Genomic DNA, 24558 nt, shown 5'->3' with positions numbered 1-24558 from the left:
AATTACATTGGAGTAGCGGGCGAACCAAATACAGAGGTTCCTGGCTTTACATTTCTGATAACCAAAGATCCAGCACCTACCATTGCTCCTTTACCAACCGTTTTTTTAGGTACTACTTTGGCGGCGGTCTGAAGCATCACTTCATCCTCTAGGACTGTGTATCCAGTAATTGTTGAATAAGAACTCATATGTGACCATTTACCCACTTTAGAATCATGACCAAGGCATGAGAAATGCTGTAGAGAAACAAAATCTGCCAGCGTCACATCCACTGAGACAAAGACAAAAGAAAATATCAGAACACCTTGTAAATGACTCACATCAGACCTTACGTTCGCCTGAAGGTCTACCAGATTAATAAAATTCCCACCTTTATTAAGAATTATCTCTGCATACTTCTTTTTGGCCTGAACATCTCCTAAAGCACAAGCAAAAACATCATTTTCAGCTATCTCGTAGTTTTCTACATCACCTATTATTTCAGGATAGCCGCTTACGTGAGACAAGGCATCCTTTTTATCATCCAGAAAACCTTTTATTGAATATTCACCATCTATGTAAGCCTGAGTGTTTTTAGCCAGATCATACACTTCTCTACCAAACCCTCTGGCTCCAATTATGATAAGTTCTTTCATAATATTAGTTTTCTTGAATGAATTAAGAGAAGGTCAATATTGTCCCTCCCCATGAATAGCCTACACCAAAGCCGGCCAAAAGAGCCTTTTGACCATTTTTAAACTTATCTTGGTGCTCTTTCAGAACTATTGGCAAAGTAGAGGAAACGGTATTTCCACACGTCTGCATATGCATCAGGAAATTCTCTTTATCTATACCAACTTTCTTTCTTAAATGATTCAGCATAAAAGAATTAGCCTGATGAAAAACAAACCAGTTAACATCTTCAACACCTGAAATATCATTTTTAGCTAAAGTTTCCTTTACCAATGCCGGAACAGCTTCAAGAGTAAAATTAAACACACCTGCCCCATTCATGAATAAATGGTCATCCATATCAGTTTCTCCTTCCACTGATTTTTTGGACGACTTCATGGCTCCATTTTTTACAATAAGATCTTCATGGCCACTTCCATCAGATCCAACTTCAAATTCGCCAATCTCTGCAAAACCATCAGTACTAATGAGGCTGGCAGAAGCTGCATCTCCAAAAATGGTTCTATTGCCTTTATCTGACTGGTGCATATGTTTAGAATAGACTTCCGAAGTGATCAAAAGCACGTTTTTGGCAATTCCGCTAGCTATTAAGCCTTTGGCAAGTGCCAAACCATAAACGTAGCCTGAACATCCTTGATTGAAGTCTAGAGCCCCGGTTTTAGTAGGAAGGCCTAGCCTATCTTGTACGATACAGGCTGTAGTAGGTAGAAAATAATCAGGACTTTGAGTGCAGAGAAGTATAAAGTCAACCTCCTCTTTTTCGATTTTATGCTCGTCAAATAGTTTTTCTGAAGCTTTAACGGCCATATCTGAAACAAACTCTTCTTGCCCAGCAATATGACGTTCAGTTATCCCAACTTTCTTGGCCACCTTCTCCACTGTCCATTCTGGAAACTCTTTGACCAGTTCTTCATTGGTCAATACCTTTTCGGGTAAATAGTATGATATGGCCTTCAGAAATGCTTTTGACATAACTTAAACGGTTAAGGTTTTAATGTCAGAAACTACAATCTTCTCCGTTTCAAAGTAGACGCTTCCCCAAGAAAGTCCTACTCCAAAACCACAGCCAATATTCTTTTGAATGCCCGATTCTAAAGAACCTTTCCTGGCACTTATTAAAGTCAAAGGTATAGTAGCACAGCTAGTGTTAGCGTATTTTGGCAGGGAGTACGGCACTTTTTCTTCTGGCAACTTTAGCTTCTTACGAATCTTCTCATTCATAAAAAGATTAGCTTGATGAAATGCAAAATTGTCTACCTCCTCTGCATCAAGCTCAAAATGACTTAGTAAGTTTTTAACGGAGTAAGGAGCTTTACTAATACCAAACGAAAAAACATCCATACCCTCCAAAACTAACTGCGAAGGTGAGCGTGAGATTCCTTCATTGATTTGATTTTCTTCCAAAGAAGAATCATTGAAAGGACTTCTGGCTCCACCATCAGGTATGATAATAGCATCCTTTCCTGAGCCATCAGTACCAAAATGAAATTTCATTGAAGACGCCCCTTCTTTATACTCAAGAGCCGTGGCAGTACCAGCATCCCCAAAGAGAGGATAAGTACTCTTATCATTCACCGAACAGGTTTTAGATATGGTATCACCAACCAAAAGTAAGCCTTTCTTAAAATGGCCTGTCTGCATCAATCCAGCAATATTACTTAGGCCAAAAACATAGCCACTGCAGCCCATAGCCAGGTCAATTGCATAACAATCTTGAGAAATACCTAAGCGATCTTGTAAGATTGTGGCCGTTGCGGGTAATATATAATCTGGGGTTTGCCTTACAAATATCAGACAATCAACCTCAGCAGGGTCCCATTGGAGATCAGACAAAAGCCTGGTGGCGGCATCAGCACATAAATCTGAGGCAGTCATTTTTTCGCTAGCCAAATGCCTGAACTGAATACCCGTGTTCTTTAAAATTTTTTCTGCATCCTTTACTAAAGGATCTGTAAGGTTATCCTTAACATCTGCAGGAATAGTAGCAGCTAAGCCTTTAATCTGAACATTAGGTATTTCAAGAAAAGCCATCCTTTATTTTTTATTTTCAACCACCCCTATTAAATCCGCGATGGTGCTCGAACTTCTAATATCTTCTCCACTCACTTTGACACTATACTCCTCATCAATCATAGCTATTACCATTAAGGCTACCATTGAATCCCATTCTTCCAATTGTTTGAACTCAGTATCTGCCTTAAACTCTTCAGGTTCTGTTTCATCAAATTGCTCGGCAAATAGCTGTATAAATTCTTCTTGGTTCATCAATAAAATGTTTAAATAAACTTACGGCAAAAATACGCAAAAAGCACAGAAGATGTATGACGCTAATCAGGCACTAAAGCTTCCGTAGAAAGAATTTACTTTCCGGTACTGGTGTATCTGGCGTTTTATCACCTTCTCCTAATTGAATATCCCCTTCCTGATAAGGAATCACCCCTTCGGAGTAGAATAAGAACTCCGCTTCCTCAGGAATTGGTTTCACCTCTGATCTAAACGGGTGAATAGGAATTAAGGTTCTTTTAAAGTTTCTGCCCCAAAGTGGATATACATAGTCCTCATGTTCTTGTTGTGTTCCTAAAGCCACAATTGCATCATCCGGTACCAGTTCCTCAAACTTGTAATACGCATCTCTGAACTCAGGTCGGCTTAAAGTTAATTGCTCAATCCTATCTGTTTTAAAGACACTCTCATCACCGAATAAAGGATATAACCTTCTGTTGGTAAGTGTCAGCACTGCCGAAACACCTATAATAAAAGAACAAGCAAAAATATACCTGCCCCATTTTAAGTCTCTGAAGGCAAATGCCAACAGAGGCAAACACCAAACAGCCATGTTCATAAAATATCGGCCTTTTATAGGATCATAAGGGGCTGTAAAACTCAAACAAAGAAAATGGATACCCGCTGCCAGAATAAAAAGTACTGGTAATACTTCTTTTCTATTTTTTATAAATCGAAGCAGTAAAATCAATACAAGTGGCAATACCAGAGCAAAACTAATTATACCCCAAAACGGTCTTTCTTTATAAAAAGCCATGACTTCATCCCCCATCATTTTGAAAGGATATACCACCCAGAATTCTCCTCGTTCCAGACCAAACTTGTCAAATAACTTGTTTGGCAAATACCTGAATTTCTCATTGAGCTCTTCACCCCACTGAGTATTTCTAATACCATCTAACTGAAGAAAATCTGATGAATACCTTAAGACATTGAACTGGAAGTTTCTCAACTTATCCTTTGTGGAATACCCCTCAATTCCATGATATTTCATCATAATAGGTGGAGCAGAAAGAGCACCCAAGCTAAACTTTTCTGCTGCCTTTAAATTTCTGATATACCCATTAGGCACTACAAAAACGCCCAAACTTATGATCAACGCCATAACGGCCAACGGTAGTTTCTTAACAAGCCCTTTGGAGGTAAACAAGACGTATAATGCAATTATAAAAACAGCAGGACCAATCAGCATAAAAGTTACCTTATGTGAAATCCAAACGCCAAAGGCTAAGGCCAATAGAATTATGTTCTTCCAAGACGAATTTTTACCAACCTCTAAAAGTAAATAAACCACTAAACCTAAATAGGCAGACTGAACAATATCTGTTTCTGTAGTGACAGCTTGAATTAAGGCTGAGGGAAGAAGTGCCGCCATAAAAGCAGCAAATAAAGCCCCTTTATTGTGATTGAACAGTGTCTTTGAAATACCGTAAGTGGAGACCACAAATATCAAATACGATGCAAAGTGTATCAGCTTGAAGCCATTTTCTCCAAGAAGATGAAATCCAAAAATCTGTAAGGTGGGCAACGAATTGGGATAATAGTCAATTGACCATGTAGTGCCATTGACAATACCCATATGACCTTTTTGCAAGTAGTAAGCACACTTTACAAGATGGCCAGTCATACTATCCCATTCATTGGGTACTCCAACCCAAAAGACAATAATATTGATAGAAAACGTAAGTACCGTAAAAAAGGTAAGTACAAGATATATGAGCTTCTCAATTCGTGAAGAGTTCAGCCAGATTTGCTCAAATCCATTAGTTATTGATAGCCAAACATCTTTTATTGAACGGTACCTTCCTTCGGGAAATAGTTTGATTGCAAACCTTTGAAGTAAAACCACAACCAACAATACCACTCCCCAGCAGAGCGGATTATTAATTTTACCCAAGGCACTTAAAACATATCCTGAAGGAATAATTGAAACGACAAAACCCAGAAAACAGTACATAAAATACTGCTCTGGGTTTTGAGAAATTCTAAGGCTATTTTGATGTGTCAGCCAAAGAAATATTACGAATAATAGAATAGCAATTATCGCCATCTAAGTTTCTATAAGGTCTAGTTGACTTTTTGACGAAGCTCCTCTAAAATGATTTCCTTCATCAAAAGCTTTCTTTTTTGAGTTTTAAGGTTGTTGAACATCATTCTGTCCATTTCACCATTGGCACCTGCATCACGCTGAGTGCTCTCCTCCAGCTCTTGCAAATCGTTTCTGGCTCTTCTGACAATGTTCTCCATCTCACGGTATTTCACCATGTCTTTTTGACCATCATCCAGGAAATTAAAAGTAGGGTGTTTTCTACCCACTACCTTCATCAAATAACTCAATTCAAAGATTTTATCACAAGCTGCTCTAAAACGCTCCGCTACATTTCTGTCTGCTACATGAGCTGGCACTCTAATATTCTTCCATTGGTTAAGGAGAACTTTAGCTTTTGTAGTAGCATCAAAAATGGCCTCATTTTCATACTGAGACAATAACTCTGCCTCTGCCATCATTCTCTTTTGAGATTCTACTCTTGGATCAACACGTCTCTTAATGGTGATCCCTTTATGACGAGCATATTTCTCATAAAAAGCGGTATTTGACTTCTTAAAGTTCTTGTATAAAAACTTCAACATCTTCGGTGGTACAGGACCGATATCCTTCCACTCTCTTTGATAAGTCTTCATATTCTCAAAAGCCTCATCAAAGTCTTTTGATTTATGAAGATCGTATGACTTCTGAATCAGATTCTCAAACTTAGCCTTGTTCTCATCAATGATGCGGTTTTGCTCATCAAAATGAGCTTTTCTTCTTTGATAGAAGCTATCCAGAATGTCTCTGAACTCTTCTTCCATCTGATCATTGAGTTCTTTTTCTACTGGACCAGTTCTTATCCATTTAGCTCTGATTTCCTGAAGTATATCAGATGAATCACCCCAGTCTTCACTGTCTTTGTGTTTTCGGGCATCATCCAGGAGTTCAGTTTTAACTCTAAGATTGTTTTTTTGATTGACCTCAATCAGCCCATTTAAGTAAGCTTCTCTGACATCTAGCTTTTTTAGTAATGGCATAAAATCGCCAATACCATCAAAATTTAACAGTCGTTTTCTGAGTTGAATAAGTTTGGTTAGATAAGAGCCTTTGTTTTGAGCATTGGAAATATCTTCCTCTAATTGGTCTACTTTCTTGACCGCTATTTCATAACGATTTTCAAAGTATTGGAAAGCCTCTTCGTCTGTTCTTTTAACTTCTCCTATTTGTCTTTCGGGCATATCTAAATACCCTTTTAAAAATACCTTACCGTCTTTTATGTAAGCGTATTCATTTTCTAGTGTAACACCTTCCATGCTTTATTGGATTAACTGGCTATGGTTGTTTGGTTCTTAATTTAATTTGTAAAACTCGGGGTTTTTTTGAACAATCCAAAGTAATTCAGATTAAGATAGAACCGCTATTGAATCGATTTATTACATTACAACTGCAAATTATAAGAATATGTTTCATTGCTATTACAAAGATAAAATTTTACCAATTTCTGAATGTCAAATCCCTCCAAATGACCTTGGGTTGTTTAGATCCTATGGAATTTTTGACTTTTTCAGAACCTACCAAAAGAAACCTTTTCAGTTTGACTGGTACTGGGCTAGATTTCAAAACTCAGCTCGAATTCTAAACATTGAGATACCAAAATCAAAGGAAGAAGTACTATCAATCGTTCATGAGCTCATCGAAAAAAGTCAGGCAGATGAGTGTGCCATACGCTTTATACTGACAGGTGGAATGACAGAAAATGGGATTGATAGTGATCAAACCACTTTTATGGTCTTTTCTGAGCCAATAACCATCATTGATCCACAATTATACAAGACGGGTATTAAGTTAGATACCCGTGAGTATATTCGAGATTTGCCCGAAGCCAAAAGTACTGACTACAAATACCTTCTCTCTATACGACCGCAATTAAAGCAGAATGGAGCTTTTGATGTTCTCTATCATCAAAATGGAGTGATTAGCGAGCTAAGTAGAAGTAATATTTTTATAGTTAATGGAAACACCATAGCTACGCCTTCTAAAAACATACTTAAAGGCATTACACGTAAAACTGTGCTGCTATTAGCTTCAAAAGAATTTATAATTGAAGAAAGAGATGTTCAATTAACAGAGGTCTTAAATGCAGAAGAGGTCTTTACGACCTCCTCTACAAAAAAAGTTATTGGTATAACTCAAATTGATGATCATATAATTGGAACTGGTAAACCAGGAAAGGTAACCGAACAATTATTGGCACAATTTGATGAATTTACTCGTCAGCATTAAAAAAACGCTTTACCCCGATAGCATCCAGATATCTGTTTAATTCCTCTTTCACCTTAGGGAATAAGAAGAATAAACCAAACATATTAGGGAATACCAATGCCAAAATCATTGCATCAGAGAAGCCCCATACGGCACTCATATTTGCCGCGGCACCAACCACGATAAATAAAAGGAATAATACTTTATAGGAAAGATCTGCTGCTTTACTCTTACCAAAAAGATACATCCAGGCCTGCAGACCGTAATATGACCAGGAAATCATTGTGGAGATGGCAAATAGAACAATAGCAAGAGTCAAAACGTAAGGAAACCATGGAATAGCCGCTTCAAAAGCCATTGAAGTCAGAACTGCTCCTTCTACCTCCATACCATCTATAACTACGCTTCCGCCACCATACTCAAAAATACCAGCACTATTGTACATTATGATTACCAGTGCCGTCATGGTACAAATGACAACCGTATCAATAAATGGCTCTAATAATGCTACTAAACCTTCAGAAGCTGGGTATTTCGTTTTTACAGCAGAGTGAGCAATAGATGCAGAGCCCGCACCGGCTTCATTAGAGAAAGCAGCTCTTTGGAAACCAACTATAAGCACCCCAAACAAACCTCCTAATCCGGCCTCAGGTGTAAAAGCATTTTTGAAGATTAAGCCAAAAGCATCATCAATAAAACTAAAATTAGAAAAGATGATAAACAGACAAGCCGCCACGTATATCCCCGCCATGAAAGGAACAACTTTCTCTGTTACCTGAGCAATTCTTTTGATCCCTCCGATGATCACAATACCTACTATAACTGCAAGGATAACTCCTATAATAGTACCCGAGCTACCACCTTCCATACCTACTAATGAAGCCAATTGAGATGCGGCTTGGTTTGACTGAGCAGCGTTACCGCCTCCAAATGAAGCTCCTACACACAATACAGCAAAGATTGCAGCCAGAACCTTTCCTAATCCAGACTTGCCTATATCAGCAAAACCTTTGGTCAGATAATACATCGGTCCACCATATACGGTACCGTCTTCACCTACGTCTCTATATTTTACCCCTAGGGTACACTCGACAAACTTGGTAGACATACCTAGAAGGCCACATACAATCATCCAAAATGTAGCTCCGGGCCCTCCGAGGGCAATTGCCAACGCAACACCAGCAATATTCCCTAAACCGACAGTTCCAGAAACAGCAGTTGCCAAAGCCTGGAAGTGACTTACCTCACCTTCTTTCCCTTCAATTCTAATGGTATCGACGATATCACCATCTACTACATTAAGGTTTGGAGTAGTAACTGGGTCTGCCCCTTGTTCAATATGGTCGTACTTTCCACGAACAATGTTAATTGACAAAGGAAATCTTCTGATGTTAACAAAAGAGAAGAAAATGGTGAATACCAAAGCTCCACCTACCAGGAGGATCAGAATAAAAGGAATATCAAAAACACGAAATAAGACAATGTTACCCCATGCGTCTGCAATCGGCGTAAATGCATCATTGATGATCTCGTCAATTCCTTTTTCTGGTTCAAAACTTAAAAGTCTATTTAGATCCATAAATTAGATTTAGGTTGTTGATTCAAAAGTTAAGTTCGCAAGATAAAACAAATAAGATAGTTCTGAGAATTAATCCTCTTCCTGATTTATTTTACTGTGATTTTTCCCATATCCAAAATAAATCAACAGACCTAAGCCCAACCAAAGAGCCAAACGGTACCATGCTTCAATAGGTAATGAGGTCATTAAATAGACGCAAACCAAGATGCCCATGATAGGAACGAATGGAACAAGCGGTGTTTTAAATGCTCTTTTCATTCCAGGTTGTTTCACTCTCATAAGCCATACACCTGCACATACCAAACTGAAGGCAAAAAGTGTTCCTATACTTACCATATGCCCTAAATCACTCACAGGCACAAATCCAGCAAAAATGCTAACAAAGATCATAAAGAAGATGTTGGTCTTCCAAGGTGATCTATACTTTTGGTGCACATCACCAAAAAATTTAGGCAAAAGCCCATCTTGGGACATGCTGTAAAAGACCCTACTTTGCCCAAGCAACATCACCAACATAACTGATGTATAACCTGCTAAAATCGCAATAATTAAACCTTGCTGAAGAAAATCATATCCTGTCTTGGCAAAGGCAGTAGCGGCTGGCTTTGCATCATTAGCAAATTCTGAATAATGTACCAGACCTGTCATTACGTGAGAAAAAAGAACGTAAAGAATTGTACAAACTATCAATGAGCCTAAAATACCAATAGGCATTCCTTTCTGCGGATTCTTAGCTTCTTGAGCTGCCGTAGAAACGGCATCAAAACCTATAAAAGCAAAGAATACCACGGCCGCTCCTGTGGCTATTCCTGACCAGCCAAATTCACTTCTTACGCCTGTATTCTCCGGGATGTAAGGCACATAGTTTTGTGGGTCAATATGACTCCAACCCAAAATGATAAAAACCAAGACCACGGCTATTTTCAAGACCACCAAAACATTATTCATTCTGGCCGAACCTTGCGTTCCTCTAATGAGCAATAAAGAAAGTAAGAAGACGATGATCACCGCTGGCAGATTGATGAGGCCATTTGAAATAATGGTTCCATCTGCCAATGTCAATGTTTCATACGGGGAGGTAACCAATCTGGTCGGTAGATGAATACCCCAGGAACTAAGGAGTTCTAATAAATACCTGGACCAACTAACAGCTACCGTGGCAGCTCCTAAGGCGTATTCCAGCACTAAATCCCAACCAATGATCCATGCAACAAACTCACCCATGGTAGCATAAGAATAGGTGTATGCACTTCCTGCCACGGGAATCATGGAGGCAAATTCTGCATAGCAAAGGCCGGCAAAAGCACAACCCACAGCCGCCAAGATAAAGGAAATTGTAACAGCTGGGCCGGCGTGGTTTGCGGCAGCGATTCCAGTTAATGAAAATAAGCCGGCACCAATAATAGCTCCTATACCTAAGGCAACTAAGCTTGTTGCACTCAAGGACCTCTTTAACTGATTTGCTTCACCAGTGACTCCTGCCACAAGTTTCTCGATTGATTTTCTTGCCCAAATATTTGACGCCATAATTGAAGTTTTGAATAGTGCAATATATGAAAAAAGGACACTGTTTTAGAGTGTCCTTTTTTATGTCAAAACAAAGGTGTCGTACCGCCTAAAACTTGGGGCACGACAACGCCTTTTTTCTTCTTCTAACGTGGGGATTTCGTTCAGACTCAAAAGCCTCAAATTGATACGCCACTGAGATTTCATGAGCACCACCAGAGGTAGTTCCAAGACTGCTAATTGTCAAATCATAGCTATACCCAAAAGAAAACTGATCTAACCTAAAACCAGCCAAAGCAACTAGTGCATCATGGTTTACTGAATTCGTCCCATTCTTTTTGATAGGAATACCACGATACCATAAACCAACAGTCAATGGGCTATAGGTAACATATGCCCCTAAATCTAACTGAGAGAACTTCCCTTGTTGTTTGTACAGAAATGTTGGTATAAAAGTAAATTCTCGATCTGCGTTTGCTGCCACACCCGATGGGTTTCTAAGAGGAATATTTAGCCCTCCATTAACCATATATTTTCTTTGCAAGACCTCATTAGAACCTGCAGTTAAACCTAAATCTGGCTCTGTTAGGTGATGAACAGAAACACCTAAATATGCCCTTGGGTTATAATACAAAATACCCGTGCTAAAATCCATAAACTGAGCGTTTGACTCAATACCAGCGAGTGGATCATTTGTGGGACTTCCATTAAACCCATTATTGTCAAATTGATCCGGGAAAGTCAGTCCATTAGTATTAAAACCTCTAACAGATCGGGTTGCCTGAGCACCTAATCTTAAAAAATGATCATCGATTAGGTTCAACTGATACGAATAGAATCCCGAAATCTCAGTATTCTTTAATCGAGCTGCTCCTTGCTGATCTGTCAAAACCATTAGTCCAACTCCACTATTGAATCTTTCTAAGTAATGATCTACTGAAATAGTAGATGTTGTAAAGTTTGCAGAAAGAGAAGGCCACTGATTCCTAAAATTGAAAATCATCCTTGGGGCATATCCACTACCTGTAAAAGCTGGGTTATGATACATTGGTGCAGCATAGAACTGTGAAAACTGTGGATCTTGTCCATACAGATTCACCGATACAATACTCGTCACCAGAAAAAATAGCAGTTTTTTCATTCGCCAATTTCTTTAAGTCGAATAAGACTTGTCATTACTCTTTGCTACTTACAATATTCATTCCAAGAATCAAATACTCGAAAGAAATTACAAATTAGCTTGAAGCAGCCACTATCTAACGAATTAAAGCTTAGCGTATTATCACAACTAAAGTGGTCTTCCTGCTTTATTTACACCTGACCTATTTTTAAATAGATCTAAATCAGCCTGTACCATCTCTTTGACCAAGGCTGGCAAATCGTACTTTGGCTCCCAGCCCAACTTCGTTTTTGCTTTCGTTGGATCTCCTATCAATAATTCTACCTCAGTAGGTCTATAGTATTTTGGATCAACCGCCACCACTTTTTGACCTACTTCCAATGGATATTCAGGATTTGATGAAGATTTGACGTAAGCCTCTTCTTTCTCTTCTTTTCCATTGAACTCGAGTTCAACACCGATTTCTTCAAAAGCCATTTTAACAAAATCGCGAACCGTAGTAGTTTCTCCAGTCGCAATCACAAAGTCTTCTGCAGTATCTTGTTGAAGAATTAACCACATCGCTTCTATATAATCCTTAGCATGCCCCCAGTCTCTCTTGGCATCAAGATTTCCGAGATAGAGACAGTCTTTTTCGTTTAGTCCAATCTGAGCTACGGCTCTTGTAATTTTTCTGGTAACGAAGGTCTCGCCTCTGAGTGGAGATTCATGATTAAAAAGAATACCATTACAGGCATACATATTATACGCTTCGCGGTAATTTACAGTAATCCAGTAACCATACATTTTAGCCACTGCATATGGAGAACGAGGATAGAAAGGCGTAGTTTCTTTCTGAGGAACTTCCTGTACTAAACCATAAAGTTCTGAAGTAGACGCTTGATATATTCTGGTTTTCTCTGTCAAACCCAAAAGTCTTACGGCTTCTAGAATTCTTAATGTACCAATACCATCTACATTAGCGGTATACTCTGGGGAGTCAAAACTCACCTTAACATGAGACATAGCCCCGAGATTATATATCTCGTCAGGCTGAACCTCCTGAATAATTCTAATAATATTGGTTGAATCACTAAGGTCACCGTAATGTAGAATAAACCTCACATTCGCTTCATGCAAATCTTTGTATATATGATCAATACGATCAGTGTTAAACAAAGAGGCTCTTCTTTTAATACCGTGTACTTCGTAACCCTTTTCTAGAAGAAATTCTGCCAGATAGGCTCCATCTTGACCAGTAACACCTGTGATTAATGCTTTTTTCATTTACCTTTTAATTGCCCCTGTTTGCTAAAGGGCGATTTTACTTTATTCGAAATTTCTTAATTAATTTAAATGAAGTCCGTTTTTAACATTTACGGCTTCCATTGTAATTTTTGATGATGTAAACCTAGTCCGAAGCGAGGAATAATATTTTTCGGCGTCCATGCGTCTTAAAAAATCTCCTACCTTGATTCTATATGTCGGCTGACTATAGGTTTCATAAATTTCCAATTCAGGGAAATGTTGAAGTAAATATCCTTTAGCAGCTTCATAATCACCTCTACTGTTCCCAGAAAATACTTGTATTCTAAACCCCGGAGATTCAGAAGCCTGTGAATTGTACTTGGAAATCTCGCCAACAGCCTTGTCTATTCTTAAATTTTCATTCGATGGCTCACTCGGCATAAATCCATTCGGCTGCTTCTCTTTATTTTCGATTTCTTCCAAAATTGGCTCAACCGTTAATACCGGAATCGGTCGTACAGAAGATAAGTCTTCCTCGTAATTTACAATCTCACTAGCTGAACGACCACCAACATTTCTGGCACAAGAGCCAAAAAGAAGAATAAGAGTTATAAAAAATGGTAGTCTCTTCATTGCTGCTGATTTATAAGAGTGCAAAGTTAGCAGAAAAAAGGAGTTGAATTAAACCTCTAGACTTCACCGCTAAATAATAATTCTTTCTCTGTAAGGCGAAATAGCCTTAACTTTATATTCCAAGATGTATTTAGAGTGAAGATCATCTATCAAATTTACTTCTTTGTAAGAAAGCTGTTCCTACCAGGAGGCTACGTTTTATTATTTGCTTTGGCGGCAAATGGACAAAATTTGTGTAGCAGCTCTTCAAATGACAAACTAATTTCAGACGGCTTTTCTTTCATCGGACCTTCCAGTGGCTGCGGCCCATTCACAGTAAATATTGAAGACAATACAGGATATTCCGATATCAAATACATCTACACTTACAACGGTGAGTCCGCATCACAACTAAACAACTTGGGTGCAATCGCAAATACGGAATACACCTACTTCGCCGATGATGAAAACAAAACCTACACCATTCTTCAGTATGGTAAAGATGATAGTGGGGAGACGTTTTATTCTTGTAAGAATGTGACGGTGAGGGCGAATGATAAGCCTAAATTTAGCTATACCATATGCAATAATACACTCAATATTTCCTTACCCCTCGACTCAGCCAATTCATTTGACAGTTATTCTTTGAAAATCAATTCCACTGAGGAGAATATAGAACCAAATCAACTTCCGTTTAACAAAGATTACACCGTTAATTTTCCGATTGAGTTAATTTTCAAAGGAAACTTCTCCGACGGTTCCGCAAACTGTGGAACGATTGATCCAATATTAATTGAAAGTTTAAACCCTTCCTCCCAACCTTATGGTATAGACCTTGAATATCACCCTAATATCAACTCAATAGTGATGGAATCCGGGACCAAAGGTATTATGGAGTTTCAGGGGGCCTATGGTTCTTCCGGATACTCATTCTACCGTACAGAAATGGGTGTGCCCTATTCCGCAAATCCAACCATGAAAAATGTCCAACCTGGGTCAGTTGAATTTGAAATTCCCGATTCATCAAAGTCCTATTGCTTTTATGCCGTCAGAACTATTGCTTGCGGTATCGAACAATCAGCAGAAATCTGTACTATTCCTTTCAATTTCCCGATAGGACTGGAAAAGGAAAATAAAATTGAAGTCCCACAATACAAGGAAAGACAATATGACTTCCCCAACGAACCACAATATGGAAGAAACCACTTATACTCTTTAGAAATATTGAAATCTGAAAACGGCGATAATTATGAGATTATTCCCATTTTCGGTGTAACAGATGAAGTCATTGACCCCATCGATTGTAAACAGGATTATTGTTATCGCGTCAAAGCAAAGGTTTCTGGTCAGTTGTATTATTTCAGGTTCGAAGGAGAATCTACATCGGCCGAAAGATGCATTTCAAGAAAAACTTTTCAACCAGATTCATTGACAAAACTTTATGCCTCTGTTGAAGATGATAAATCTATCATTCGCTTCAATGACAACAGTGGCTGGTCTTTGAATAAGGATATGTTCTATCTTTTTTCTAACGCTGATTCCAGTACCTTTTATTTAGCTGATAGTACTCAAACTGAAGCATTATTCTCCTCCGCTATTTTATCCGACACCAATCCAACCTGCTTTAAAGTTGGCTATAAAGATGAATGCGGAAGCTACTCCAAACTATCCCCCGAAATATGTACCGTTTTTTTAGAGACCGATGGCAACCAATCTCTGATATGGTCCGATATCCTTTCTTTTTCACCCGAAGAGGTAAGTCATTTTGAAATCCAACAAACAAATGAACAAAATGGGCAGGAAACCTCAATTTATTCCGAAAGCTCAACTCAAAGTAATACTTTATCTCCTGATTTAGATGCCTTTGAAAATTTGGCCACCTTCAGACTGAAAGCCTATAACTTTCAAAACGAGATTAGTTACTCTAATTATGTCTCCATACCGATCAGTACCAATCTCTATTTCCCAACAGCATTTAGCCCTAACGGAGATCAAATCAACGATACCTTTGAAATCAAGGGTAACCTTGGCACACTCGCCAGCTTTGAGCTTTATATTTATGACCGATTGGCCCTTGAAGTTTTTCGCAGCACTGATCCAGAGCATTTCTGGGACGGAACACTCAATGGAAATCCCCTACCTAGTGGCACCTATCAATATGCCCTAAAAGCCACCAATAAACAAAACGAAGAAATCCGGAAACATGGATATATGGTCCTATTACGCTAAAAATAGACTGGCTCTCCTCGGAGTGTTCCTGGGTTTGAGTGCTGTCGTTTTCGGTCAGCATCAAAAGAGCCTGAAACCAGCTATTTACATGGGTCTTGAAGCCGGATTGTCCTCAGGCGATTCTACTCCTTTCTGGTTAAGGGCGAAAGATTATGGTCAGTACCCAGATGCTCCTCATTTCGTACAAGCCTATCTGGATATACAGCAAGACTATGACAGCCTTTTTCAGAAAAACTCAGCATTAAAGCCCTTCTCTTTAGGATATGGAGCACAAGCCCTAATACAGCAATCCGATCAAACACGATTGATTATGCCCGAAGCCTTTATCAAGCTTCGGTATAAACATTGGGAATTGTATGGCGGAAGAAGGAAAGAAATGTTTGGATTAGCGGATACCACCCATACCTCCGGCTCTTATATCTGGTCCGGTAATGCATTGCCGATGCCCAAAATTCAGATCCATACGCCTAATTATGTTGCACTAGGTAAAAAGGGTAGAATCAGTTTTAATGCCGGTCTTTCACACGGTTGGTTTGGCAAAGATTCTGTGATGCAAGGGCATTTGCTGCATCAGAAATGGCTGTATGGAAGAATTGGGCAACCGAATGCAAAAGTTCAAATAACAGTCGGAATTAACCATCAGGTAATGTGGGGAGGGTATTCGGAAATTCTTGAAGCCGGTGAGAAGTATACCCTTGATGGTAAACTTGCTCCCTACCCTCTATACTCTTATCAATACATTCTTCTCCCGTTTCTCCAAAAATTTGTTCCTCCTGACCAAACAAAAGTGCCGGGGTATGACGGAGGCTTAGCTATAGGAAATCAACTAGGTTCAGTTGATCTTTCCTTTCTATTTAAAGGAGAGAACACCGTCTGGTTATTATATAAACAACAGCCGTATGACTTTGCCCGCTCTCTTTACAACTTAAATAATATCGAAGATGGGCTTCATGGTCTAAGAGTGAGTTTCATAAATGGTCAACTCTTACAAAACATTACCGGAGAGTTTTTTTACAGTAAAAGCCAGGGAAGGTATCGATTTGGAAAACTTCAAGACAGTAATTATGGCGAAATAGATAATTACTTTTTCCACGGACAATATCAAAGTTGGTCGTACCAAAATCAAATTCTGGGAACTCCCTTTATTCTATTTGAAGGACAAAATCAAAGGCGATTCAATAATCGTCTAAAGTATTGTTACCTTTCTTTGAAAGGAAACCTCAAGCCCAAACTGACCTATGTCCTTAAACAGGTGTATAGCCAGAATTTTGGAACCTATTCCCGTTCCATTGATTTGAGTCAATATAGCGGGAGTCTTCAGCTGAGATATAAATCAGGGGCTTCTAACCTGTTTTCAGCACAATTCATGATGGACAGTGGCACTTTGTATGATCAAAACATCGGTCTATCTTTGTCCTGGCAACGTCGATTGTATTGAAAAAGAACCTGCTTATATTGCTCCTCATCACCCCCGTGCTGACCTATAGTCAAAACCTACTACGGAATAACAGCTATCAAGCTGGTCTCTCGACCTACCTCACTACCGGAAATCAATTGCCTTTTTGGTTACAAAGCAATCAATATGGTGAAGTGCCGTTTGAAGGAAATGTAATTCAGGGAATGGTCTCCGTACATCATGAATATGACAGTACCTATTCTGTTGATCAAAGGTTAAACAAGATGGCAATGGGCTATGGGCTTAGAGCTGTTGGTAATGTTGGGCGTATAATCGATTTAAGATTGACTGAGGCCTATTTAAAAGGGCGAACAGGACCTTTTGAATTCTTTGCAGGTCGTCGTAGAGAGATCATTGGATTAGTGGATACTACACTATCCTCAGGTTCGTATATCTGGTCAGGCAATGCACTACCACTACCCAAGGTTCAGTTGAGTATCCCTAATTATACTCCAATTCTTAAAAATAAACTTCTGAGCCTTAAAGGTACCTATGCTCATGGCTGGTTTGGAAGTACTGACTCGGTTCAAAATTATTACCTTCATCAAAAAACTTTCTATGCCCGTTTGGGGAAACCTCAATGGCAAATTAAATTTTATGCCGGCTTTAATCATCAGGTCCAGTGGGGGGGTAAGCCAGCCGTTCCTTTCTATGATGCCAAAACAGACCAAATCATTAGCTCTTTTCCTTCAGACTTTGCCACTTATATCAATGTGGTTTCGGGTGTTAGCCTGAACAAAAATCTGGATGCTGGAGAAATAAAGGATGGAGTACCCTTTAATGAAGCCTTTAACCGGGCCGGCAATCATTTGGGAACCATTGATATCGCTCTTGATTTCAAAACCCATTTGGGTACTTTCATGCTTTATCGTCAAAGCATTTATGAGGACGGGTCTTTGTTTTACTTAAACAATATTTCAGATGGTCTTTTGGGACTTAGCTTTAAAAGCTCACGATTAAGGGTTGACTTGGAATATTTAGACACCCGAAGCCAAGGTGGCAATACCGGTTCTGGAAATGTCATTCCACAGTTAAGAGGTTTTGACAATTATTTCAATAACAGCCTGTATGAAGACGGCTACACTTATCTCCGCCGAACGTTGGGTACACCTTTTTTAATGCCCTTCCATCAGCTTTCCTCAAACGCTGAGAGCTCCACAATTAACCCCAATTTTCTCTACTTTAACCGTGTAAAAGCCATTCACACTTCACTGTCTTATTGGCTTCCAAACCTTCAGGCACATGCAAAATATAGCTTCATCGAAAGCCCGGGTAGATACGGCTCAGAGCAAGTATTAAAGAATCACTCCGCTTCCATTTGCCTGCTTTACAAAACGGGTAGCATGCATTATCAACTTTCGGTAGCCACAGACGTCGGAGATTTTTGGAAGTCAAGGAGAGGAGTACAATTGTCCGTCGTTAAAAAGCTTAGCTTTTAGCCTCATCAAGGCTTGAATAAGCTGAATTCTCACTCACATATTCAGGAACCAAAGCCTTTATGTGTCTGACGATCTCCAACTTACTTTTACTTTCCAGCTCTTTTAACAGCTCCATAAAGGCTTTTTGGAGTTCCTCATGAGATTCCGGCTTAACCTGAGCAATTAATATCTTAGGATGATGTGTTGCTTTTGTTTTCTCCAGATCACCTAAAAGCTCTTCGTACAACTTTTCTCCAGGACGAAGTCCGGTGAATTCTATTAGAATGTCCTCTTCCGGTTCAAAACCTGAAAGCCGAATCATCCGATGGGCCAGATCCACAATACGCACAGGCTCGCCCATTTCAAATACATAAATCTCTCCACCTTTACCCATTGTACCTGCCTCAAGAACCAATTGACAAGCCTCCGGTATCGTCATAAAATAACGAATGATATCAGGATGAGTCACCGTAACCGGTCCGCCATTTTCAATTTGTTTTTTAAATAAGGGAATTACTGAACCATTGGAGCCTAGTACATTCCCAAAGCGTGTCGTCACGAAACGAGTAGTATTTTGATGGGCATTGAGACTTTGCACATATTTCTCTGCCAAGCGTTTGCTGGCACCCATCACATTCGTCGGGTTTACTGCCTTATCTGTGGATATAAAAACAAATCGATTGGACTGATATTTAAACGCTAGATTAGCCATGTTCATCGTCCCACTCACATTTACTTTTACGGCATTAAAGGGGTCTTCTTCCATTAGAGGGACATGCTTATAGGCAGCAGCATGAAATACCACTTGCGGATTATACAACTGAAATAACTCCTCCATTCGATGTTCAGAACTTACATCACGGATGTGGAAAGAAACCTTCAATGATTGATTCTTGGAAGATAATCGATGAATCTCAGTTTCCAAATCATAAAGAGCAGACTCCGCCTGATCGACCAAAATCAATTCTTCAGGCTCAAATTTTAAAATCTGACGTACCAGTTCAGAGCCTATGGAACCTGCGGCACCGGTCACCATTATTTTTTTCCCATTCAGGTATTCGTTAACCAAGCGATTATTCAAACTGATAGGTTCCCTCTCCAGAAGATCTTCAATCTTGATCTCATGAATCTGGCTGGCCTTTAATTCACCGTTCATCCATTGTTTGATAGGCGGTAGAATTTTAAGGGGGACACCGGTCTTTAACAGCGAATCAATGATTTCATTCCTCAATACAGAACTAATGGACTGAATGGCAAATATAACTTCTAGGCCCGGAAAAAGTCTTTTTTGACGTTTCAGAAACTCAGCTAACTCATCCTTCTTATTCAGAATCGTAATCCCTTCTATAGACTTCCCATTCAACTGGAGGTTATCATCAAGAAAGTACAGAATCTTGTATTTATATCGCTTGTCATTATACAGCGAATTTTTGGTAATTCTTCCCAAATGGCCCGCACCGTAAATTATGACCGGTCTGCTGTCTTTATGATTTGCTATCAATCGTTCATAAACCGATTTAACCATAAAACGACTTATTGTTAGGGAGAACATCGCTATGAAGAAGCCAATCAGAAGGATAGAATAAGGTATTTTGATCGTAGACCAATTCCCAATATGTCCAATAAATGACAAAACAAATAAAGCCAAGGAGGAAAACAACAGGGCATTAAATAGGTTCTTGATATCCTCCAAACTGGTATGTCTTACAATACCAGAATACGACTGAAATATGAGAAATCCAATCAAGCGAAAAAAGACCACTAAGGCCAAATGGTATTTATAAAGTTGCGGGTCAACGTAAGTAAATTCGAAATTAAATCGGGCCAATGCCGCCAACGTAAATGAGGCTGCTACAATACCCATATCAACGAGTAGAATCAGCCATTTCGAAACAAACCGTGATGTAAACTTGTGGACCATAACATACATTAAGGGTTCGACATTAAAATTAGTCCATTCCTTCTACTCATTTTAATCCCAAGGACATTATTTATTCTTCGGCGTCAAACGAACTTCTTTTCCTAAACGAGCACGAAGTCTATGCATGAATACCAGCAGCAATAGATGAACTAAAAGTACAATCCACAACTGATCGCTCAAGACCAGAACTGCATTCAGGAACAACTGCAAACTGGCATAGATCACACTCACCCATAAATGAGAGATTTGCAATTCGTTCGCCAATAATTGAAAGAAATGCAGACGGTGTGCCTCAAAGACAGCCTCTCCCTTTATCAGACGATAGAAAAGTGTATAACCGGTATCCAGCCCATATAGGGAGAAAAACATCAAATATTTCCAGGATACGGCCTTACCTAGCATCACGGCACCAAAGAATAGTATAGCCGCCAGCGAAATACTTCCGACATCGCCGCCGAATGCCAAGGCCTTTTTGCGAAAGTTGAATAATAAAAATGCCACTAGAGCAATTATTATGAGAGTTAACAGCTCCTGATCGATGAAACCATCTTTTTGATTCATATAAGATAGAGAAATGGCTCCAACCTGTCCATAAAGTCCGGTAATTCCATTGACCCCGTCCATAAAGTTAAATGCATTCAAAAATCCCATTCCTAAAAAGAGTAAGGCCAAAAGCAGGAGTAGATTGCTCTCCAAATCAATTTGATACAGTATCATTCCTGTTCCAATGAATTGAACCAGCAATCTCGCTTTTCCGGACAGCGTTAGAAGATCATCCAGGAAACTAATGCTCGCCAGAGCAAAAATGGCCATCAGAAAAAAAGGGTATTGAAATTGGGCAATATAAGCATAATAAAGAACTGCTATTGGAAAGAGAATCCCTATTCCCCTCACAGTTACCTGCTTGTGAGAGCTTCGGTTATTGGGAACATCATGTATGTGAAGTTTTCGGGCAAAAATTATATACAAATATCCCAGTCCCGAAAAGGCCAAAAAGAGTTCTGCCGTCAAATAATTATTCATGAGCGAAAGAGCGTATGGTTTTTCTGAGGCCTGCTGAGGCCTCAAAAGTAGGTGGATTTTCCAGAACTGACCTAAGCTTCTCATTAGAAACTTTATAATCGTCTGTTAATTTTTTTAATCGCTCCGAATTTAAGGGTAAATGAAGCCAATCACCCATTTTGGCCAGCATCTTAATAGTCGGTGCAGGAATCTTCCAAATACAAGCAGGTATGCCAAATTCCTGACTAATAAGTTTAATCAGCTCAATCGTGGAAACATAATTGGTATCTGCCACCTGGTACACCCCTTGAGGAATCGTTCGGTCCAAGATAAGTTCAGTGATGACATAGCAAAGGTGATCTACGCTTAAATAAGATCGCTCATTTTCAAAGGCCCCTAGGGGGTAGGGAAGCCCAGATTTCACCCATCGATATAAGAGATTTAAATTACCCTTATTACCCTGGCCATGAATCATACAAGGCCGAAGGATAATGATTCTTTTACCATTTTCTTTATGATTTAAAAGGGCTCTTTCTGCTTCTAATTTAGATTTCCCGTAAACCGTTACCGGACTTGGGATTGTGCTTTCCAAAAGTAACTCTTTCCCCGGAGAATCCGCTACCGCCTTTACCGAGCTGATAAAAATAAACGTATTTGCCTCAGATCGAAGAAAAGCCTGGAATAACCGTTGAGTAAGTTCAGTATTAACGTGAAAATAGTCGGCCTCTTTATGAACATTTTTAAGATCATGGGCCAGACCAGCCAAATGAACCACTACCGAAGTGTCACCGGGCAGGGAATCAGGAACACCTGATCTCAAAGAAATTTCTTTATGAGAAATAAGCCTCTTATCCAGATAATTAATCAAATTTTGCCCAACAAAACCGCTGGCTCCAGTTATCAATACATCATTCATAAAAGAAAAGCCCCAACCATTATGAGAACGATTGAGGCTTGTAAATTTTAAAACAAAGACTAGTTTATCTTATTCTTCAAAATTTCATTTTCAGCTTTCAAAGCCTTGACTTCTTTGTTTAATTCAATCATATAAAGAGTTAGCTCCTCAATCTTTTCCATAAAGATTTTTGAAGTAGCTGATACATCCAAACCACCAACGGCTATTTCATCTGCAGAAGGAACGTTCGGAAGGTGCTTATTTTCTTGAGTAAAGGACTCCACTTCTTCCAAAGGCATCAGTTTATAACTAGGTTCAAAAACATAATCCGCCCAGTCAGCCGAGGAAGCAAGAGCCACTTTTACCTTTTCGGTTAAAATCCCTCCTTTCACTAAAAGATTATAACCCCCACTTGTATTTGCAGCTTCTCTTTTTGCAGGGTCAACATCACCAATAGAAACGAACTTTGCAGAGAAATTACCATAAATCAGAGGTGTTGTGGTACTACTATTAGCTATATAAAGCTTGTTAGACTCAGCAGTTAATGAAGCACCCTTACCAGCTCCAGATCCTATGTAAACTGAACCGGAACCATTCTTATTCCTACCGGCCTCATAACCGATTGAAACATTATCATTTCCTTTATTGTCATAAGCAGCATTAACTCCCAACGAAATATTTCTACTTCCAATATCATTACTATACATTGTATTTAAACCAATCGCCAAGTTGTAAGAACCTGTTGTATTATTGAGTAGAGCATTCGATCCAAACGCTGAATTGTAAGTTCCCGAAGTATTTGCTCTTAAAGCAAAAGATCCAAAAGCAGTATTCCAGTTAGCATTATTATTTTGAAGGGCATACGCACCAATAGCTAGATTATTACTACCTGTTGTATTAGAACTTAATGAAGAATACCCAAAAGCCGCATTTTGAATTCCTGTTGAGGCAGGGGCGATATTTGATTCACCGGACCTGTAACCATAAAAGTTATTCAACCGATTTCCAGGTTCGATATATCCAGAATTAACGTTATTCGTTTTAATTAATAAAGGAATGTTATTGGTTGTACCAATAAAAGCACCAGACAACGCAGCATTACCACTCATGGTCCAATCGTTTGGATCAGCCGCGACCGAATTCGCAGAAAGTGGTTGCCAGAACCCTTTGGAATAAAAATAAAACCCAGCCTTATCATCCATTTGATAAACAATCAAGCCCTCGGCAGGACTTGGAATCGCTTCTCTTTCAGATAAAGACATTCTAGGAATTAACAACCCTTTGTTGGAAGATTGTAGATCCAAAACTGCAGATTCGTTAGGTGTTGTTGTTCCAATACCAACACCTTGGGCCATTGCAAAATTGCAAGAAACAACTAAGCAAGCTATTGCTCCTAATTTAGATAAAGTCTCTCTCATAGTAAGAAAAATTAATTTGAATTCCTTGTGAAGTACATGAAACGAAAGTAACACTAATTTACTACTTCGATCCATTATTACCTACTATTTTATTAAATGGTAATCGATTCCATGTTCCTTAATCTTCTTAATACTGCAGAGTTAATCGCCGATTTTCTCTTATCGAAAAACCAACCCCATTTATTAAAATAATAAATTGCAGATTTCAGGTACATACTCATATTAGAAAACTTAAACAAAGTTTTTACTTCGTGATCGTGTGTCACGTACACTCTACCATAATAAATGGTCTTTAGCCCTTTTTCACTAAACCTCCTGGAGAGATCAACATCTTCGAAGTACATAAAAAACTTTTCATCAAAAAGAAGGTCATCATCGCAGTTTGACATATTTACCATCAAAAAACAGCCAGACAAAAAAGGAATACAATCAAGTATGTCAATCTTATCGAGTCTTAGCTCATAATCATTTAAATGCTTTGAAAATAACAATTTTAACACTTCTATTCTTCTAAGCACTAATGTAAAAGGGCTGGGCAAAAGCTTTGCTAAGTATTGAGTAGTCCCATCAGGATAGACAATTTTCGGCATTACCAAACCAACATCACTCTCCGATTGCCCATACTTTAGAAGTTCTTCAATTACTCTTGAATCAAAAGTAATATCGGGATTAATTATGAAATGATAGTCCGAAAAACCTTTAACTCTCTTTAAAACATAGTTATGCCCTGCACCAAATCCAGGATTATGAGGAAAATGAATATATTCAATGTTTTTATTAAGTTCCTTCAATCTTTCCAATTGGTTCGTTGGGGAATTATCTACCAAAAATAACATTCCCTTAATTGAGGATTGAAAATAGCATTCTATGACATCGACAATCATTTTGACATCATTTTTGTAGAGGACTACCGAGGCAGAGTGAATCAT

At 38.9% G+C, this 24558-nt stretch carries 20 protein-coding genes; 4 read left to right on the top strand and 16 right to left on the bottom strand.

Features of this window, described 5'->3' with window-relative positions:
• Positions 1-2 precede the first annotated feature (2 nt).
• The 6 genes from ACUXV0_RS13075 to ACUXV0_RS13050 form a co-directional block, all read right to left on the bottom strand.
• Entirely contained in the window at positions 3-635 is a 633-nt protein-coding gene (locus ACUXV0_RS13075) for a PglD-related sugar-binding protein (protein WP_446190010.1), read from the bottom strand.
• A gap of 22 nt (positions 636-657) precedes the next feature.
• Positions 658-1644, bottom strand: coding sequence for a ketoacyl-ACP synthase III (locus tag ACUXV0_RS13070; RefSeq protein ID WP_446190009.1), 987 nt, complete (start codon positions 1642-1644; stop codon positions 658-660).
• 3 nt (positions 1645-1647) lie between these two features.
• Entirely contained in the window at positions 1648-2703 is a 1056-nt protein-coding gene (locus ACUXV0_RS13065) for a ketoacyl-ACP synthase III (RefSeq protein WP_446190008.1), read from the bottom strand.
• A gap of 3 nt (positions 2704-2706) precedes the next feature.
• Positions 2707-2937: an acyl carrier protein gene (locus tag ACUXV0_RS13060; protein WP_446190007.1), complete on the bottom strand. Its 231-nt coding sequence runs from the start codon at positions 2935-2937 to the stop codon at positions 2707-2709.
• A 73-nt stretch (positions 2938-3010) separates the two neighbouring features.
• Positions 3011-5005, bottom strand: coding sequence for a glycosyltransferase family 39 protein (locus ACUXV0_RS13055; RefSeq protein ID WP_446190006.1), 1995 nt, complete (start codon positions 5003-5005; stop codon positions 3011-3013).
• Between the two features lie 17 nt (positions 5006-5022).
• Positions 5023-6297 carry a DUF349 domain-containing protein gene (locus tag ACUXV0_RS13050; RefSeq protein WP_446190005.1) on the bottom strand — a complete coding sequence of 425 codons (1275 nt, stop codon included), beginning with the start codon at positions 6295-6297 and terminating at the stop codon, positions 5023-5025.
• Between the two features lie 148 nt (positions 6298-6445).
• Here ACUXV0_RS13050 and ACUXV0_RS13045 point away from each other — a divergent pair, with 148 nt between their 5' ends.
• Positions 6446-7267, top strand: coding sequence for an aminotransferase class IV (locus ACUXV0_RS13045; protein ID WP_446190004.1), 822 nt, complete (start codon positions 6446-6448; stop codon positions 7265-7267).
• Here the strand turns inward: ACUXV0_RS13045 and ACUXV0_RS13040 are convergent.
• The 5 genes from ACUXV0_RS13040 to ACUXV0_RS13020 form a co-directional block, all read right to left on the bottom strand.
• On the bottom strand, positions 7251-8825 hold the full coding sequence (locus ACUXV0_RS13040; protein ID WP_446190003.1) for an alanine/glycine:cation symporter family protein: 1575 nt from the start codon (positions 8823-8825) through the stop codon (positions 7251-7253). The two genes, ACUXV0_RS13045 and ACUXV0_RS13040, sit on opposite strands and share 17 nt — an antisense overlap.
• A 69-nt stretch (positions 8826-8894) precedes the next feature.
• On the bottom strand, positions 8895-10352 hold the full coding sequence (locus ACUXV0_RS13035) for an amino acid permease (RefSeq protein WP_446190002.1): 1458 nt from the start codon (positions 10350-10352) through the stop codon (positions 8895-8897).
• 88 nt (positions 10353-10440) lie between these two features.
• Positions 10441-11472 (bottom strand): PorP/SprF family type IX secretion system membrane protein, encoded by a 1032-nt coding sequence (locus ACUXV0_RS13030; protein ID WP_446190001.1) that lies wholly within the window; start codon positions 11470-11472, stop codon positions 10441-10443.
• Positions 11473-11619: 147 nt separating this feature from the next.
• Entirely contained in the window at positions 11620-12717 is a 1098-nt protein-coding gene (gmd, locus tag ACUXV0_RS13025; RefSeq protein WP_446190000.1) for a GDP-mannose 4,6-dehydratase, read from the bottom strand.
• 60 nt (positions 12718-12777) lie between these two features.
• Positions 12778-13311 carry an SPOR domain-containing protein gene (locus ACUXV0_RS13020; RefSeq protein WP_446189999.1) on the bottom strand — a complete coding sequence of 178 codons (534 nt, stop codon included), beginning with the start codon at positions 13309-13311 and terminating at the stop codon, positions 12778-12780.
• Between the two features lie 135 nt (positions 13312-13446).
• On the opposite strand from ACUXV0_RS13020, the gene ACUXV0_RS13015 reads away from it, so the two are divergent.
• Genes ACUXV0_RS13015 through ACUXV0_RS13005 form a run of 3 tightly spaced genes read left to right on the top strand, consistent with a single transcriptional unit; the run spans position 13447 to position 18414 of the window.
• Positions 13447-15519 carry a gliding motility-associated C-terminal domain-containing protein gene (locus ACUXV0_RS13015; protein ID WP_446189998.1) on the top strand — a complete coding sequence of 691 codons (2073 nt, stop codon included), beginning with the start codon at positions 13447-13449 and terminating at the stop codon, positions 15517-15519.
• On the top strand, positions 15494-16957 hold the full coding sequence (locus ACUXV0_RS13010; protein WP_446189997.1) for a hypothetical protein: 1464 nt from the start codon (positions 15494-15496) through the stop codon (positions 16955-16957). The genes ACUXV0_RS13015 and ACUXV0_RS13010 overlap by 26 nt, the downstream gene beginning before the upstream one ends.
• The gene (locus tag ACUXV0_RS13005; RefSeq protein ID WP_446189996.1) at positions 16954-18414 is read left to right on the top strand and encodes a capsule assembly Wzi family protein; all 1461 of its coding nucleotides are present in this window, start codon (positions 16954-16956) and stop codon (positions 18412-18414) included. The genes ACUXV0_RS13010 and ACUXV0_RS13005 overlap by 4 nt, the downstream gene beginning before the upstream one ends.
• On the opposite strand, the gene ACUXV0_RS13000 is transcribed toward ACUXV0_RS13005, so the two are convergent.
• The 5 genes from ACUXV0_RS13000 to ACUXV0_RS12980 all read right to left on the bottom strand — a co-directional run bounded on the left by ACUXV0_RS13000 (position 18404) and on the right by ACUXV0_RS12980 (position 24558).
• Positions 18404-20257, bottom strand: coding sequence for a polysaccharide biosynthesis protein (locus tag ACUXV0_RS13000; protein WP_446189995.1), 1854 nt, complete (start codon positions 20255-20257; stop codon positions 18404-18406). The two genes, ACUXV0_RS13005 and ACUXV0_RS13000, sit on opposite strands and share 11 nt — an antisense overlap.
• A 123-nt stretch (positions 20258-20380) precedes the next feature.
• Positions 20381-21421 (bottom strand): hypothetical protein, encoded by a 1041-nt coding sequence (locus ACUXV0_RS12995; protein ID WP_446189994.1) that lies wholly within the window; start codon positions 21419-21421, stop codon positions 20381-20383.
• The gene (locus ACUXV0_RS12990; protein WP_446189993.1) at positions 21330-22232 is read right to left on the bottom strand and encodes an NAD-dependent epimerase/dehydratase family protein; all 903 of its coding nucleotides are present in this window, start codon (positions 22230-22232) and stop codon (positions 21330-21332) included. The genes ACUXV0_RS12995 and ACUXV0_RS12990 overlap by 92 nt, the downstream gene beginning before the upstream one ends.
• Positions 22233-22291: 59 nt before the next feature.
• Positions 22292-23629 (bottom strand): hypothetical protein, encoded by a 1338-nt coding sequence (locus tag ACUXV0_RS12985; protein WP_446189992.1) that lies wholly within the window; start codon positions 23627-23629, stop codon positions 22292-22294.
• Between the two features lie 92 nt (positions 23630-23721).
• The gene (locus tag ACUXV0_RS12980; protein WP_446189991.1) at positions 23722-24558 is read right to left on the bottom strand and encodes a glycosyltransferase; all 837 of its coding nucleotides are present in this window, start codon (positions 24556-24558) and stop codon (positions 23722-23724) included.

The organism is Jiulongibacter sp. NS-SX5 (assembly GCF_052828545.1).
The sequence above is the reverse complement of the archived record's forward strand: the minus strand, read 5'-3'. Positions and strand labels throughout refer to the sequence as shown.